Here is a 14,257-nt window from a genome sequence, read left to right as displayed (position 1 = left end):
GACAAGGATGAATTATGAGGGATGAAGGATGAATAACCATCTTTCTCCTCAGGGTTCATCCAAAACATAGTCATTATCTATTGATGTCGAGATTGAAGGAGCCTATTCATCCCTTATCCTTCATCCTTCATCCTTCACAATGAGGTGTTTTCATGGCTAGTGGCGTTTGGGTCTTAATCGAACATAAAAATGGCGAAGTTGGGGCAATTTCCAAAGAATTATTGGGCAAAGGCAAAGAAATTGCCGATGCACTTGGTCAAGCAGTGGCTGCCTTGGTACTTGGCAGCAATACCGCGAGCTTGGTTGAGCAAGCATTTGCTGCTGGTGCAAGCAAAGCCTATGTGGTTGATGATGCCAATTTGGCACAATATACCACCGATGGCTACGTTGCTGCGGCCAAAGCTGCAATCGAAGCCCATCAACCAGAAGTCTTTTTGACTGGTTCATCGTTGCAAATGCGCGACTTTACGGGAGCCTTGGCTGCTGAATTGGGCGTTGGTCTTGCTCCTGATGTGACTAACGTTGGGGTTGAAGCTGGTCAATTGACCGCTGTGCGCCCATCACACGGCGCAAATGTGATCAACAGCCTGAGCTTTGGGGCTGCTCGCCCAGCGATTGCCTCGGTTCGTCGCCAAGTTGGCAAGCCAATTGCTGGCGCTGGCGCTGGTGAAGTGGTCAATGTGGCGATGCCTGCGGTTAACATTCGCACCAAAGTGCGCAACGTTGAGCAACGCACCGGCGCGGTTAACCTTGCCGATGCAACCGTGATCGTTTCGGGCGGTCGTGGGCTTGGCTCACCTGAAAACTACGAAAAACTCATCCCTGAGTTGGCTCGGGTGATGGGCGGAACCCACGGTGCTTCCCGTGCGGTGGTCGATGCTGGCTGGATCGCTTACGAGCGCCAGGTCGGCCAAACTGGCAAAACTGTTGCGCCAAAATTGTATGTTGCCTGTGGTATTTCCGGCGCAATTCAGCACCTCGCTGGCATGCGCTCTTCAAATACCATCGTGGCTATCAACAAAGATCCTGAGGCACCGATTTTCAAGGTAGCAACCTATGGGATTGTTGGCGATATCAATGAAGTGCTGCCCGCTTTGACGGCTGAAGTCAAAGCCAAAACAGGCCGCTAAATTAAGCTCAAAATTCAAAAACGCGGATCAAGCTTTGATCCGCGTTTTGTTGTGTTTAAATGGATCTACTATACAGGCCTGCAAAACCTAATTATTCGCATAGCTAGATTAAGCTCTGATTAATCTAGCTCACGCGCATGTATGCTATGCTAGCCAAGCATTTTTGAATGTGGCTGTTAACGATTACAATCACAATAATCCAACCCTCCCGGTAACTCGTTTAACAGGATGATCTTTTTACTGTTATTGGGAGGCAGAATGACTGCACCGATCGTTCAAGCTGAGTATGAGCAGCTTAAACAAATTGCTACAAAATTTGGCCAGTTAGCTGACCGAGTTGCCGCATTGCAACAACAATTAACCCAGCAGCATCAGCGCTTAGCCGATGGTGGTTGGGAAGGCGCTGCGTTTGCAGCCTTTGATCGTGAGTATACTGGCGAAGTTGTACCCACCCTGAAACGGCTTGAACATACTTTTAATGTGGCGCAAAGCCTGACAGGCGAAATTAGCAAGGTGTTTCGCCAGGCTGAGGAAGAAGCTGCCGCGTTATTCAAAGGCAATTTGCTGGCAGCAGCAGCTAAGAAAGATGAAGGCAGTTGGTGGAGTAAGGCGTGGAACAAAGCCAGCGAGTGGGTCCATGGTGGGCTAGATGTTCTAGGCTTTATCCCTGGGTTTGGCGAAATTGCCGATGGGGTTAATGCCTTGATTTATCTAGCAGAGGGCCGTTATATTGAGGCTGGCATCTCAGCGGCGGCGATGATTCCAATCGTTGGTGATTTAGGCAAACTTGGTAAGTGGGGTGTTAAGGCTGGCAAAGAAATTGTCGAAGAGGTTGTTGAAGAAGGGGCTGAACGGGTTGTCAAGGAAGTTGCTGAAGAAGTTGTCGAAGAGGGTGCTGAACGGGTCGTTAAAAATGTCGCCGAAGAAACCCTTGAGGAAACTGCTCAGCGAATTCCGAATATTGCTTCGAATTTGCCTAAAAACCCCGACGATTTACTTAATCAAGGATGGAAAGAAATTTCTAATCCAAATGCAGCGGCAAATGGCCATCGAACATTTCAGGACGAATCAGGGCTTATTTTAAGGTTTGATAAAGGTAAACCAGGTTCAAATGGCTTTAAAGCAGTTGATCATTATCATATTGAAAATCCTCATGCTTCAGGGAAGAAAGCCGGGATTTACTTTGATAAAAATGGTAATCTAGTCAATGATGGTTCGGCTGCATCACATATTGTTGTTAAATAATCAGGAGCACCTATGAATCTTGATCCAACTTTATATTCCTTGCATAATGGTTTGATTGAAGTCATCGATTTTAATCAAGAAAATCAGAAATTAATTCTTCATATTGAATTAAACCTGGCTTTAGAGGTTAATTTTGACGCTAATGCTATGGTTGATGATTTTCGGCAAACTCGGTTGATTTTTTATGGAGTTCAATCGATTACCCCATCATTGCCACAATTTGATAATCCTGTTAATAATCAGGATAGTCGCTATGGCGATATCCTTGAATTCAACTGGCGTAAACAACAAGGGATTTCTGAAGTCCAGTTGCTTATGAATCTATTTGACCCAATAACTGATACTGAAGATTTTATTGAAACGACGATTCAGTATCAAACAGTTGAATGGCAGATTGATGATCCGGCTCCGCTTGAGTTGGCTAAGCCTTTTCAGCCAACCGAGATCAATCAACAGGCTTGGCAGCAATTTGAGCAAACCCTCGATGCTAAGCGCCAAGCAGGCCATGAGGTCTCACTGAGCCTCCAGGTTATTAACTTGCCCAATGCTGATCAGCGACCGATCATTCTTGCTGCGCGTTATCAGGTTGATGGTTTGCCCTTCTATCATGCCTTTCATTATCACAATGGGGCTGTCTATGATCTCAGTGATGCCAGCACAGAGCAATTGTTGGCGGTTGTACGCAGCACGATTGAGCAACAATTAACCCAGCCTTGGGTTAGTGCGCGAGTAGTTGCCGAGATCGCCGAAGTTGATCATGGCTTGTTATATGGACGATTTAGCTCAGCTAACCAACTGCGCCATGAACAGGGCTTTGAGGTTGATTATCAACTCTTCTTTATCTTGCGTGAGCTACGCCAGCGCTATCCTTCAACTTGGAATATGCTTGAGGTGGTTGTAATGCCACAACAACCATTGCACTTAACCCTAACCTTCGCTGATGGTCGTGTTGAGCAAGCCACCTTCTAGGCTGGAATGCCAGGGTTAAGCAGCAATGCTTAACCCTAGCATTTTTTATGGATTGGCAATATGCTGCAGAAATTCATTCCATTACTGTATTATGATCGATTAAGTTCTGCTACAAACTACCTCTATCTACGCCATTATTGGTTTAATCAATTTCCTGATGAATTGCCACATGCTGAAGAGAAAACAGCTGTAGTATTTTTTGCCGAGTATCCGAATCAATGTTATCGACGTTTTGCTTGTGTGGATTATTGGCCATTGGCTAATTGGCAACAGTCAATCAACCATTCTGTTATTTTTGATGAAGCGCTAGATCAAGAAACATTTGCCCAAATTTGCCAAATACTGCGTCAACAGGCTATTTTTAAACTTGAAATGAGCACGCGAGCATTAACCACTGCCAGTGTTCATGATTTGGTTTTAGTGCGACTTGATGAGCAAGAACATCACTATAGTTGGTTTGCTGGCCGCCATCCTGATCCTCATAATCAAGCAATTGAGCAGATTTTTCATGGGCCATTAGGGTTAGAAGCCTATTATATACAGCAAGAACGGCGATTGCATGGTCGGCGTTTACCGCGAGCCATCCATCCGTTACGTCGAATTAGGCATATTGCACGAGCGATGCGCTTGCGCTAGGCTTACAGTCCTTAAATGGCCCAGGCTTAATCCATTGATAAAGTCGGGCGGTTAGAATTTGCGCTATTAGCGCACCAAATTATGGTTTTGGCTCGGCGTATACTCAGGAAATAGCTCATTGAGCTGTTGGCTGTGCAGGCGTTTTTGCAAAATTTCAGCCAATACATCGCGAAAATCGCTGGTAATTTGTAAATCGCCTGGCCCGTAGAGCTGTTCAGGTTGCAAGCCCGGCCACGCCCCATAGATGCCGCCAGTTATGTTGCCACCTATAACGAACATCACATTGCCATGGCCATGATCAGTGCCCCCGCCGCCATTTTCAGCCGCCCTGCGCCCAAATTCGCTCATGGTTACAATCGTCACTCGGCCTAAATTAGCGCTTAAATCGGTATACAATGCCCGTAGGCCAGCTGCAAATTCAGCCAAATTGGCTGCCATCTCGCCATCAGCACCACCTTGATTGACATGAGTATCCCAATCGCCGATGTCGGCACAGGCGACCTCTAGGCCCAAGTCAGCCTTGATCAATTGGGCAATTTGCTTCAAAGCCTTGCCATATGGACTATCAGGGTATACCGCGCCATCGCTCGGTTGATATTGGCTTGGATTGAGTTTTTGCATAATTTCAAGTGCAGCAAAGGTTTGCTGGGCGGCTCCAACCAACATGCCCGATCCACGATAGAGTTGGCCATGGGCGGCGCGAAGTTTGGGTAATTCTAAACGATTAGCTTGAAGATTAAAGGCCTCAAGGCTGGTGAGTGCTGTGGCCGAACCGCCGCGCAACGAGGCTTGGAGCAACGAGCCAAACCCCACCGCGCGAAAGGGTGAATCGTTGCTTTGTTGGGTTGCTGCCAAGTGTCGCCCAAGCCAGCCGCGCGGGTCACTTTTTTGGCCAGGTGTGCCACGCTCCATATAATCCATGGCATCAAAATGTGAATGGGTTGGGTCGGGTGAGCCGCACGCATGCACAATTGCCAGCTGTTTGGCATCCCAAATTTCTTTGAATGGCTCAAGGCTGGGGTGCAGTCCAAAAAATCCATCGAGATCGATTGCGCCAAATTGTTGGTTGGGCTGGGCGATCGCCAAATTTGGCCGAGCTTGGTAGTAGGCAGCTTCACCATGCGGCACAACCATGTTTAATCCATCGGCTCCGCCACGCTGAAATACACAAATCAAAACATCACGCTGGCTTGGGCTAACTGCGATAGGTTGGCGTTGAATAACCTGAATGTTTGGGGCTAGCCCTAGCAATTGGCGACGATTAAGCATGATAAAACTCCTTTGACTAGTCTTCAAAAGTACAAAAGGTCGAAACCGCGAAGGCTAGGCCGATTAACTGTCTGAATTGCTAGCCAATAATTTAGTACCTTTCAATCAGCATTCGTGTTCTTCGTGGCCTTCGTGTTTAAAAATCGTTCCCCTATGTTCTATGCTCTTTGTTCTATGTTCTTATTAGCACAATTGAAATTCAGGGCTGGCCAGCAATAGGCCAAGTAGGCCAGCGATTTTGGCTTGATCGACGGTTGGATTTGGTGCTTGGCTAGCATTTAAATAATCAATTAAACTGGCTCGTGACTCGGCGGCAAGACTTAAATTGAGATAATTGGCTAGTGTATCGACCAATTGGCTGGCTTGGTTTTGCTGTTTGGTAAACTTAGGGATATCGGTTTTTAGGCCGTCGATCCGACCTTCAGCTAGGGCAAATGCTAGATTCCAACGACTGAGCATCGCGCCAGTGTTGACCCAGGCGCTGCTGATTTGGGGATAGCCATCGGGTGGCGGCCAGTTGAAGAACATTTGGCCTAAGCTGGTCAATTGTTCAAGTAGGCTATTTTGGCCTTTGAAGGCTTGGTTGGTGATGCTGCTATTGGTAGCGCGAATGACTGAAATCAATAGATGCATGGGCTGCTTGATTTTTTGCTGAGCAGCAGCCAAAAATTCATCTGAGTTGAATAACACATTGAGCATGGCGCGAATATCAGTATCGTGCTGAAGATAGGTTTGGGCAACCCGTTCAACTAAATCAGCTGGTGGATCGTCGCTGACAAAGCGCAAACAGAGTTTATAGGCCAAGCGTTGAGCAGTTTTGGGATGTTCGGCTAGCAGCTTTAATAATAACTCGCCCTCTTCAATGCCACCATCAGCAGCCAAATCAAGTTGCAGAAAATCGATGCGCTTGGCCTCAAGATCGTGAAATTTGGCCAGAAATTGAAACAAGCCAGGCTGATCACTGTTAGGTCGGGTGATTGTCCAGCCCGTCAAGACACGGGCAACTGCTTGGACATCGGCTTGACTATAGCCTGCGTCGGCCCCAACCGTATGCAGTTCGAGCACTTCGCGGGCATAATTTTCGTTTAAGCCAAGCTTTTTCTTGCCAACTTTAACTCCAGGTCGCACATTTTCGGCGTTATCGAGATAGACCAACATAGCTGGGCTTTTGGCCGAAGCCAGCAATAAATCGCGGAATTTGCCGAGCGCATGCTGGCGAATAACTTCGCGGTCATCGGCGGTTTTGAGCCATTTAACCTGATTTTTGCCAATGTAGATATTGAAATGGTTGCTCCAAAAATCGACCATCAGCTCAAATAGTTGGCGTTTGCTGCTCGCTGCTCGCAACAAGCTAGCGGCTTGAAGCTCGCGGATAATCAGGCGTGAGCCGTTCGCACCTTTGGGATAGTGCTCGATCAAATGGGAGCTAGTGTGGTTGAGGGTTTCAAATTGAGCCAATTGTTGCTCAAGCGCTGAATCATCAAGCTGGCTTGGGTTGAGTTGCTGCTCAAGGTAGGCATCCCACCCCAAGGCTTGCACTTGCTCGATTTCACCAGGGAGCGGGCCGTAGCTGAGCCGATTGAGCAAATGGCGAATTGCTGCACGGCTACTGTGATCGCCGTTTGCCACAGGTTCGATCTCCCAAGTTGGCTGGGCGATTGTGCTAGGAGCCGCCCGAGCACAGGCGCTTAGCCAGAGTGGCAGCAAACTGTAGGCGGTCGCTAGCCCACTGATTTTCAAAAAATTACGTCGATTTAGCATCAGCAAACCTCCTGCTAGATAGGTCAGTTTAGCCAGTGCTGCTAGATTATGTGCAAACAATGAAGAAATAATGAAGAAATTTCGGCGATAATTGAACCCGATCAAGCTGAGCTTGCTGGCAACCTGCAATGATCTGGTTTTGTAGCGATGCTGGTAAACGGCTAAAATAGTGTGTTTTGATAAAGGAATGGCTATGGCTAAGCGTTTAAACCATCCAGTTTTGAGTCAACGCGCCTTGAATCGGGCTTTACTAGCCCGCCAATACTTGTTGCAGCGCGTCAATATTCCAGTTTTGGGCTTGATTGAGGCGCTAGTTGGTTTACAAGCCCAAGCGCCGAACCCACCTTATTTTGGGCTATGGTCGCGTTTAGAGCGTTTCGAACAGCAACAATTATCAGGTTTATTTGAAACTCGCCAAGTGGTACGGATCGCGCTGCTGCGCTCGACAATTCATCTGGTGAGTGCTGGCGATTGTTTAGGTTTACGACCATTGCTGCAACCTGTTTTGGAACGCGGCTTTCAATCAAATTTTGGCAAGCAACTACCCGAAATTGATCAAGCAGCCTTGATCGACTATGGACGTAGGCTGGTTGAAGCGCAACCACAAACCTTCCAAGCGCTTGGTTTGTTGCTGCAAGAACGCTGGCCAAGCTATCCAGCGGCAGCTTTAGCCCAAGCCTTACGCACGTGGTTAGCTTTAGTTCAAGTGCCGCCGCGTGGGTTATGGGCAACGAGTGGCGCGGCTGCTCACACCACCGCTGAACATTGGCTGGGCATGCCATTAGCAACCGAGCCAGATTTAGCCCAATTGGTGCGACGCTATTTGGCAGCCTTTGGCCCAGCAAGTGTCAATGATATGCAGGCGTGGTCGGGTTTAACGCGTTTATCAAGTGTTTTCAATCAATTACGCTCAGAATTAGTTTGCTTCTGCGATGAGCAAGGCCGTGAATTATTTGATTTGCCTGATGCCCCGCGACCGTCGGCTGAAACGCCTGCGCCACCACGGCTGCTGGCCGAATTTGATAATATTTTGCTTGGGCATGCTGATCGCAGTCGAATTTTGAGCGAAAGCTATCGCCAGCGGTTGTTTACGAGCAATGGCTTAATTCCTGGGTCAATCTTGGTTGATGGCTTTGTGGTTGGCATGTGGAAATTGCAGCAGCCCGAATCAAGCCTAAAATTACACTTGTTTGAGCCAGTTTCCGAGGCTGATCGCCAAGGTTTGGCGCAAGAAGCAGTGAACTTGCTCCACTTTGCGACCAATACCACTGATCCGATTATTCGGTTTGAATAACGTATGGGGGTTAGTTGTTGGGGGCTGGGGATCGGGGAATATTTAGCCCAGAGAAACTATGGCTCTAGGCTGAAGGCTATAGGCTATAGGAACATTGTTCGTGGAATTTGGGCAATTCGTGGCTAAAATCAAGCCTTCGTGCGCTTCGTGTTCTTCGTAGATCAAAAAAGGGATCAGGAACTGAACCCTGATCCCTAGCCCCTGACCACTCCTATTTAAACCGCACAATCCGAATAAAATCGGCGGCTTTGAGCGCGGCTCCGCCAACCAACGCGCCATCAATATCGGGTTGCGACATCAATTCATCGACGTTATCAGGCTTGACCGAGCCACCATACTGGATAATCACCGCGTCGGCGGTTGCTTGATCGCTGAGGGCGGCCAGTTCGGCGCGAATTCGCGCGTGCATGGCTTGAGCATCAGCTGGAGTAGCAGTATCGCCAGTGCCAATCGCCCAAACTGGTTCGTAGGCAATCACGACACCGCGTAATTGCTCGGCACTTAATCCAGCCAAACTGCCGCGTAATTGGCCAACAACGACGCTCTCTGCTTGGCCACTATCGCGTTCGGCTTTGACTTCGCCAACGCATACAATTGGCTTGAGGCCGTTGGCTAAGGCGGCATGGGCTTTGCGATTGATCAACTCGTCAGTTTCGCCAAAATACTGGCGGCGTTCGCTATGGCCTAAAATCACATAGCTACAACCCAATTCCTTGAGCATTTGGGGTGCAATTTCGCCAGTGTAGGCTCCCTTGGCTTCGTAGTGCATATTTTGTGCACCCAAGGCCACGGCAGTACCATCGAGTAGTGGCGCTAAACTGCCCAACAAGGTGAATGGTGGGCAAACCAACACATCACGATCGCTGAGATCGGTCAAATCGGCGCTGAGTGCTTCGACTAAGGCCACGCCCTCACTGACCCCGTAGTGCATCTTCCAATTACCAGCCAACAATGGTCGGCGCATACATCCTCCAAAAAAGCTTTAGAAGCCAAAGACAAATAAGTTTTTGGCAATCGGCAGGTATTGTACAACAAACAATAGCCCACCAACTGAGGCCATGGCAATAAATGCCCGCATGTCCCAGTCCATAATTTTAGCGCCATCCAACGGGCCATAAGGGATCATATTAAAAATCCCTAGTAGCGAATTGACCACATAGCTATAGACGGCAATCATAAACAGAAATTGAATATTGAGCGTATTGGCGATTGGAATGAGCAGCAACGAAATCAGCGCAATAACCATATTGCTGGCTGGCCCAGCCGCCGCCACCAACCCAAGCTGTTTCTTGGTCAGATAGCCACGATGATGGACTGCCCCAGGGGCTGCAAAGATAAATCCAGTTAATGCCAGCACCACCGAAAGCACCAACATTGCATCGTTGGCAAAAAAATGCGCCTCGCTGCCAAAGCGCCGAGCAACCACGCGATGGGCCAATTCGTGGATGACAATGCCAAGGCCAGCGGCAATTCCCATAATAATCACGGCCTCAAGTAGTCCCAAACCGCGATACACCAAGGCAAAAGCTAGGGTTGTGCCCAGCCAAGCCTTGGCAAATTCGAAGAGTTCATTGCGAGGTTTGTTATCTGAGTTAAATGGATAGCCTGCCTGTGGATTAAACATTGAGCCTACTCTCCTTCCGCCGTGGTTTCTGGTGTGTGCTCCCAGCCACCAGCGCCAATCAGCGGCACAAAGCGAACATTGCTAATCGTGGTTTTTTGCCAATTTTGGCCCTGCCGTTGCAGCCGAATCAATTGTTGATCCTGCGCGTCGCCAATCGGGGCAACCAAGCGTCCGCCATCGTGCAACTGGCTGAGCAGCGTTTGGTCCAGTTGAGGCGTGGCCGCCGGAATGCTGATGGCATCATAAGGCGCTGCTGCTGGATAGCCCAATGATCCATCGCCCCAGACTACTTCAATATTGACATAACCAAGGTTTTTGAGCCGAACTTGGGTTTGTTGGGCTAGTGCTTGATGACGCTCAATCGTCACGACCTTGCGCACCAATTCGGCGAATACTGCGGCAGCATAGCCTGAACCAGCACCAATTTCAAGTAGTTGTTCATGAGGATTTAGCAACAATTCCTGGGCCATCAAGGCCACAATATATGGCTGCGAGATAGTTTGACCCAAGATCAATGGCAGCGCTTGATCGTTATAAGCTTGATCTTGTAAGGCTTCTGGAACGAACAAATGGCGTGGCACGTTGGCCATTGCTGCCAAAACTCGCTGATCATGAATGCCTCGTGGGCGGAGTTGTTCGTCAACCATGCGCTGACGTTGCTGTTGCCAAACGTCGCTCATAAACCTAGCCCAATTAACGCTTGCGGTAGATCAATTGTTGCAAGCGCGTTACGTTGAAAATAGCCCAAAAATTCAATATTGCCCTCGGCTCCGGTAATTGGTGAGCGGGTCAATCCAGCCAAGCCTAAGCCCAAATCACTGGCCTGCTGCACGACCCGTTCGATCACCTGGCGATGCACCGCTGAGTCGCGCACGATTCCGCCTTTGCCAACATGCTCTGGGCCAGCCTCGAATTGCGGCTTGATCAAGCAGACAATCCAAACATCGGCGGCCAACAGTCGCAACATGGCTGGTAACACCAATCCCAGCGAGATAAACGAAACATCGACGACTCCACAAGTAGCGAGTGGCGCTGCTTGTTCCTCGGCATGCGGCAGGTGCTCTAAATAGCGAATATTGGTGCGTTCAAGCACGGTCACTCGTGGATCTTGGCGAATTTTCCAATCGAGCTGGCCGTAGCCAACATCAATTGCATAGACATGAGCGGCATCACGTTGCAACAGCACATCGCTAAACCCACCAGTACAAGCGCCAACATCAAGTGCCACGCAGCCTTGAGGAGCAATATTAAAACTATCGAGGGCATGGGCAAGTTTGAGACCACCCCGCCCAACATAGGGCAAGCTCGATTTCAGCGTGATTTGGGCAGCAGGATCAATCATTGTGCCAGCTTTGGTTTCGGCTTGACTATTGACGATCACCTCACCAGCCATAATTAATGCTTGGGCCTTAGCACGCGTTGGCGCAAGTTGTAATTCAACTAATAACACATCCAAACGTTGTTTTTTTACCTTGGTCATTCCTCAGTCCTTTGTGTAAACTGGCTTTCATTTTAACTGAAACACGCCAATTCAAAAAGGCCATCGAATAGAACATAGAGCAAAGAATATAGAACATAGAAACGACGATAAGGATGAGGGATGAATCTATAATTCGTGCAATTCGTGCAATTCGTGGCTAAAAATCTTCGTGATCCTTCGTGCCCTTCGTGGATCAAATTCAGTTGATTAGCAGCCAGATTTGGCCCCAGGTTGCGGGAATTGTCAGCTTCAATTGGCCATGCTGTACCTTAGTTTGCCCGCCATTCAAGCGATCTTCGAGCAACGAGCCTTCGCCAAATGGCACAACACATTGAATGGTTTGGGCGTTTGAAGCTGCATTCAACGCTACCACAATTGTTTGCTGCTTGGTCCAGCGCACAAACACAAGCTGTTCGGCCTGCACATACAATTGAGCATATTCGCCATAACGCAATGCTGCATATTCGTGGCGCAGCTGGCTCAATTGGCGAATCGCTGGCAATAAATCAGGTTGCTGAGCCTGAATTTGGTTGGGTTGGGGCAAGGCTGGTCGCAAGGCTTGGTCACTGGTGGCGGTTTTCTGACCGAGCAAGCCCCATTCACTGCCATAGTACAGCGCAGGCATTCCAGGCATAGTGTAAAGCAATAGATGTAAAGGGTAGAGATGGGCTGGATTGTGCAAGCTGCTAGCGATTCGATCGACATCATGATTATCAACAAAGTTATACAACGGTGTAGCCCGATAGATACCACCAGCACCGAATTGGCGATTCAGACTGTAAGCAATTTCAAAATAATTGCGATCATTCAGGCTAGAATACAGGCCTTTGTAGGCTTCATAGTTGGTTACGCTATCGAGCATTGTTGGGTTGGCCCATTGGCGATAATCGCCATGGACCACTTCGCCAATCAACAGAAAATCGTTGCGTAGGCTTTTGCAATGGCTCGCCAGCGCCGCCAAAAATCCATGATCGATCTGATCAGCGGCGTCAAGCCGTAAGCCATCGATGCCAAATTGCTCTATCCATTGGCTGACTGCTTGAAAAAGATGTTCGCGGACTGCCGAATTGTGTAAATTCAACTTGACTAAATCGTAGTGACCATGCCAACCTTGATAGCTAAACTGATCGCCGTATGGGCTGCGCTGATTGAAATTCAAGTCGGCAAACCAATCGATATAGGCCGATGCTTGTCCATGCATTTGTAGATCGCGGAAGGCCCAAAAATCGCGGCCAACATGATTAAACACGCCATCAAGCACCACACGAATGCCCGCCGCGTGCAAAGCTACGATCAATTGCTGTAAATCATTATTGTTGCCCAGCCGCCGATCAACCGTGAAATAATCGATCGTGTCGTAGCCATGAGCAGTCGATTCAAACACTGGCCCAAGGTAGAGCAAATTGATGCCTAAATCTTGTAAGTGCTCAATCCAAGCATACAATTGATTGAGCCGCGCAATCGATTCACTGGTTTGATCATTGCGGATTGGTGCGCCACAAAGCCCCAAGGGATAGATTTGGTAACATTGTGCGTCGTTAGCCCATGGATGCATAGTTTCTCCTTTATACCGATCGGTATAATGCGATGGCTAAAAAAATTTAGGAATAAATGCCATATGAAAATTGCTGAACTGCTTGGTGAATAATGTGCGGCGTGGCCTGAATTGCGCCACTTAGCCATAACCCAATGTAGGTGTTGATTGTGCCCAGTAAGGTAGCGGCATAGACCCGTTGACGACCGCGCATATTGCCATGAAAGCTGCTGGCTCGCACAAAAAAGCTTTCAAGCAAGGCTTGTTGTTGGGCGGCAGCGACCGCTACAATCTGAAAAGCCTCATTATCGGGCAGGCTAAACCACATTGCCAATTGCATCCGATAAAGTAACGGTTCTGCTTGCGCAAAATCAAAATACACTTGAAAAATCGCTGCTAGACTGGCTGGAACATCGTTGGCATGGATGGTGGCATTGGCAAGTTGATCGATTAATGGCTGAAGCCGCTCGTTGATTAATGCCTCTAATACACCACGTTTGCTGCCAAAGTAGTGGTAAAGCGTCGGCTTGGTAACGCCAACTTGCTCAACAATTTCTTGTACACCAATTGCGTCGTAGCCGCGTTGGGCAAATAATTGTAAGGCCTGTTCTAACAGCTTAGCCCGATTATCCATGACAACCTTTCTCTATACCGATTAGTATAGAGAAAGGTTGTGAATTTGTCAAACCTTACCATTCACTGGTGTAGTACACCTTGTTAATCAACCATTGCTGATTGGCATCCAAGGTTACTTCGCATGACCACAGCAATTCGAAGGTTCTGGATGTGGGGTTCGCAAAGCTAGCGGTAGCCGTTGACACGATCTCCCATGTATTTGAATTGATTGGCGTTACGCGCATCAAGTTGGGCGAAAATTCTACAATGTTGTATTGGGTTGCCTCAGCTCGTACTGCTTGCTGACACGCTTCGAGCGGTAGCTGATCTACCGATGGCACTGCTGCTGTGGCAGTTGCTAAATCAATGGTTGGTGGCACAACCGTTGGTGGTTCTAGGGTCGGCGGCTCAATTTGGGTTGCGGTGGCCAATGGGACTGCCGTTAGCACAATCGGCGAAGCAGTTTCCAAGGGTAACGGTTTGACCGATGGCTCAGGTGTAGCGGTTGGGAAGGGAATAACGCTTGGTTCGGACGTAGCAGTTGGCAACGGAATAACGCTTGGAGTAATGTTGCTAGCCTGAACATTACTACATCCTACAAGCACAATTGTAAACATACCGATTAACCATCGACACTGGCGCATAACATTCTCTCCAATTAAATAGTGGAACATTGATAGCCTAATCGTCGCAGAAATTA

Annotated in this window: 14 protein-coding genes; 5 read left to right on the top strand and 9 right to left on the bottom strand. The window is 48.4% G+C overall.

Annotation, left to right across the window (positions count from 1 at the left end):
- Positions 1–152 precede the first annotated feature (152 nt).
- The 4 genes from LCH85_03025 to LCH85_03010 all read left to right on the top strand — a co-directional run bounded on the left by LCH85_03025 (position 153) and on the right by LCH85_03010 (position 3,980).
- Positions 153–1,130, top strand: coding sequence for an electron transfer flavoprotein subunit alpha/FixB family protein (locus LCH85_03025; protein ID MCA0350946.1), 978 nt, complete (start codon positions 153–155; stop codon positions 1,128–1,130).
- A gap of 258 nt (positions 1,131–1,388) precedes the next feature.
- Entirely contained in the window at positions 1,389–2,375 is a 987-nt protein-coding gene (locus tag LCH85_03020; GenBank protein MCA0350945.1) for a WXG100 family type VII secretion target, read from the top strand.
- Between the two features lie 12 nt (positions 2,376–2,387).
- Positions 2,388–3,344 carry a hypothetical protein gene (locus tag LCH85_03015; protein ID MCA0350944.1) on the top strand — a complete coding sequence of 319 codons (957 nt, stop codon included), beginning with the start codon at positions 2,388–2,390 and terminating at the stop codon, positions 3,342–3,344.
- A gap of 60 nt (positions 3,345–3,404) precedes the next feature.
- Positions 3,405–3,980: a hypothetical protein gene (locus LCH85_03010; GenBank protein ID MCA0350943.1), complete on the top strand. Its 576-nt coding sequence runs from the start codon at positions 3,405–3,407 to the stop codon at positions 3,978–3,980.
- 66 nt (positions 3,981–4,046) lie between these two features.
- Here LCH85_03010 and LCH85_03005 read toward each other — a convergent pair whose 3' ends face one another.
- Together LCH85_03005 and LCH85_03000 are read right to left on the bottom strand one after the other, a co-directional pair.
- Complete coding sequence (locus LCH85_03005; protein MCA0350942.1) at positions 4,047–5,249, bottom strand: DUF1501 domain-containing protein; 1,203 nt, start codon at positions 5,247–5,249, stop codon at positions 4,047–4,049.
- A 183-nt stretch (positions 5,250–5,432) separates the two neighbouring features.
- Entirely contained in the window at positions 5,433–7,010 is a 1,578-nt protein-coding gene (locus LCH85_03000) for a DUF1800 family protein (GenBank protein MCA0350941.1), read from the bottom strand.
- A 193-nt stretch (positions 7,011–7,203) separates the two neighbouring features.
- Here LCH85_03000 and LCH85_02995 point away from each other — a divergent pair, with 193 nt between their 5' ends.
- Positions 7,204–8,304 (top strand): winged helix DNA-binding domain-containing protein, encoded by a 1,101-nt coding sequence (locus LCH85_02995; GenBank protein MCA0350940.1) that lies wholly within the window; start codon positions 7,204–7,206, stop codon positions 8,302–8,304.
- A gap of 211 nt (positions 8,305–8,515) precedes the next feature.
- Here LCH85_02995 and tpiA read toward each other — a convergent pair whose 3' ends face one another.
- The 7 genes from tpiA to LCH85_02960 form a co-directional block, all read right to left on the bottom strand.
- On the bottom strand, positions 8,516–9,268 hold the full coding sequence (gene tpiA / locus LCH85_02990) for a triose-phosphate isomerase (protein ID MCA0350939.1): 753 nt from the start codon (positions 9,266–9,268) through the stop codon (positions 8,516–8,518).
- A gap of 18 nt (positions 9,269–9,286) precedes the next feature.
- Positions 9,287–9,928: a peptidase M50 gene (locus tag LCH85_02985; GenBank protein MCA0350938.1), complete on the bottom strand. Its 642-nt coding sequence runs from the start codon at positions 9,926–9,928 to the stop codon at positions 9,287–9,289.
- Positions 9,929–9,933: 5 nt separating this feature from the next.
- On the bottom strand, positions 9,934–10,608 hold the full coding sequence (locus LCH85_02980) for a protein-L-isoaspartate(D-aspartate) O-methyltransferase (protein MCA0350937.1): 675 nt from the start codon (positions 10,606–10,608) through the stop codon (positions 9,934–9,936).
- Positions 10,605–11,408: a TlyA family RNA methyltransferase gene (locus LCH85_02975; GenBank protein ID MCA0350936.1), complete on the bottom strand. Its 804-nt coding sequence runs from the start codon at positions 11,406–11,408 to the stop codon at positions 10,605–10,607. The genes LCH85_02980 and LCH85_02975 overlap by 4 nt, the downstream gene beginning before the upstream one ends.
- A gap of 199 nt (positions 11,409–11,607) precedes the next feature.
- Complete coding sequence (locus LCH85_02970; GenBank protein ID MCA0350935.1) at positions 11,608–12,963, bottom strand: alpha-amylase; 1,356 nt, start codon at positions 12,961–12,963, stop codon at positions 11,608–11,610.
- Between the two features lie 46 nt (positions 12,964–13,009).
- Positions 13,010–13,576 carry a TetR/AcrR family transcriptional regulator gene (locus tag LCH85_02965; GenBank protein ID MCA0350934.1) on the bottom strand — a complete coding sequence of 189 codons (567 nt, stop codon included), beginning with the start codon at positions 13,574–13,576 and terminating at the stop codon, positions 13,010–13,012.
- Positions 13,577–13,631: 55 nt separating this feature from the next.
- The gene (locus LCH85_02960) at positions 13,632–14,201 is read right to left on the bottom strand and encodes a hypothetical protein (GenBank protein ID MCA0350933.1); all 570 of its coding nucleotides are present in this window, start codon (positions 14,199–14,201) and stop codon (positions 13,632–13,634) included.
- Positions 14,202–14,257: the final 56 nt, after the last annotated feature.

Source organism: Chloroflexota bacterium (genome assembly GCA_020161265.1).
Classification (GTDB): Bacteria; Chloroflexota; Chloroflexia; order Chloroflexales; family Herpetosiphonaceae; genus Herpetosiphon.
Note: the sequence above shows the minus strand (reverse complement) of the source record. Positions and strands in the feature narration are given on the sequence as shown.

Bases quoted from the DNA above. Each gene is read 5' to 3' on its own strand.
- LCH85_03025 (MCA0350946.1), top strand. From the start codon at position 153: ATGGCTAGTGGCGTTTGGGTCTTAATCGAACATAAAAATGGCGAAGTT.
- LCH85_03020 (MCA0350945.1), top strand. From the start codon at position 1,389: ATGACTGCACCGATCGTTCAAGCTGAGTATGAGCAGCTTAAACAAATT.
- LCH85_03015 (MCA0350944.1), top strand. From the start codon at position 2,388: ATGAATCTTGATCCAACTTTATATTCCTTGCATAATGGTTTGATTGAA.
- LCH85_03010 (MCA0350943.1), top strand. From the start codon at position 3,405: ATGCTGCAGAAATTCATTCCATTACTGTATTATGATCGATTAAGTTCT.
- LCH85_03005 (MCA0350942.1), bottom strand. From the start codon at position 5,249: ATGCTTAATCGTCGCCAATTGCTAGGGCTAGCCCCAAACATTCAGGTT.
- LCH85_03000 (MCA0350941.1), bottom strand. From the start codon at position 7,010: ATGCTAAATCGACGTAATTTTTTGAAAATCAGTGGGCTAGCGACCGCC.
- LCH85_02995 (MCA0350940.1), top strand. From the start codon at position 7,204: ATGGCTAAGCGTTTAAACCATCCAGTTTTGAGTCAACGCGCCTTGAAT.
- tpiA (MCA0350939.1), bottom strand. From the start codon at position 9,268: ATGCGCCGACCATTGTTGGCTGGTAATTGGAAGATGCACTACGGGGTC.
- LCH85_02985 (MCA0350938.1), bottom strand. From the start codon at position 9,928: ATGTTTAATCCACAGGCAGGCTATCCATTTAACTCAGATAACAAACCT.
- LCH85_02980 (MCA0350937.1), bottom strand. From the start codon at position 10,608: ATGAGCGACGTTTGGCAACAGCAACGTCAGCGCATGGTTGACGAACAA.
- LCH85_02975 (MCA0350936.1), bottom strand. From the start codon at position 11,408: ATGACCAAGGTAAAAAAACAACGTTTGGATGTGTTATTAGTTGAATTA.
- LCH85_02970 (MCA0350935.1), bottom strand. From the start codon at position 12,963: ATGCATCCATGGGCTAACGACGCACAATGTTACCAAATCTATCCCTTG.
- LCH85_02965 (MCA0350934.1), bottom strand. From the start codon at position 13,576: ATGGATAATCGGGCTAAGCTGTTAGAACAGGCCTTACAATTATTTGCC.
- LCH85_02960 (MCA0350933.1), bottom strand. From the start codon at position 14,201: ATGCGCCAGTGTCGATGGTTAATCGGTATGTTTACAATTGTGCTTGTA.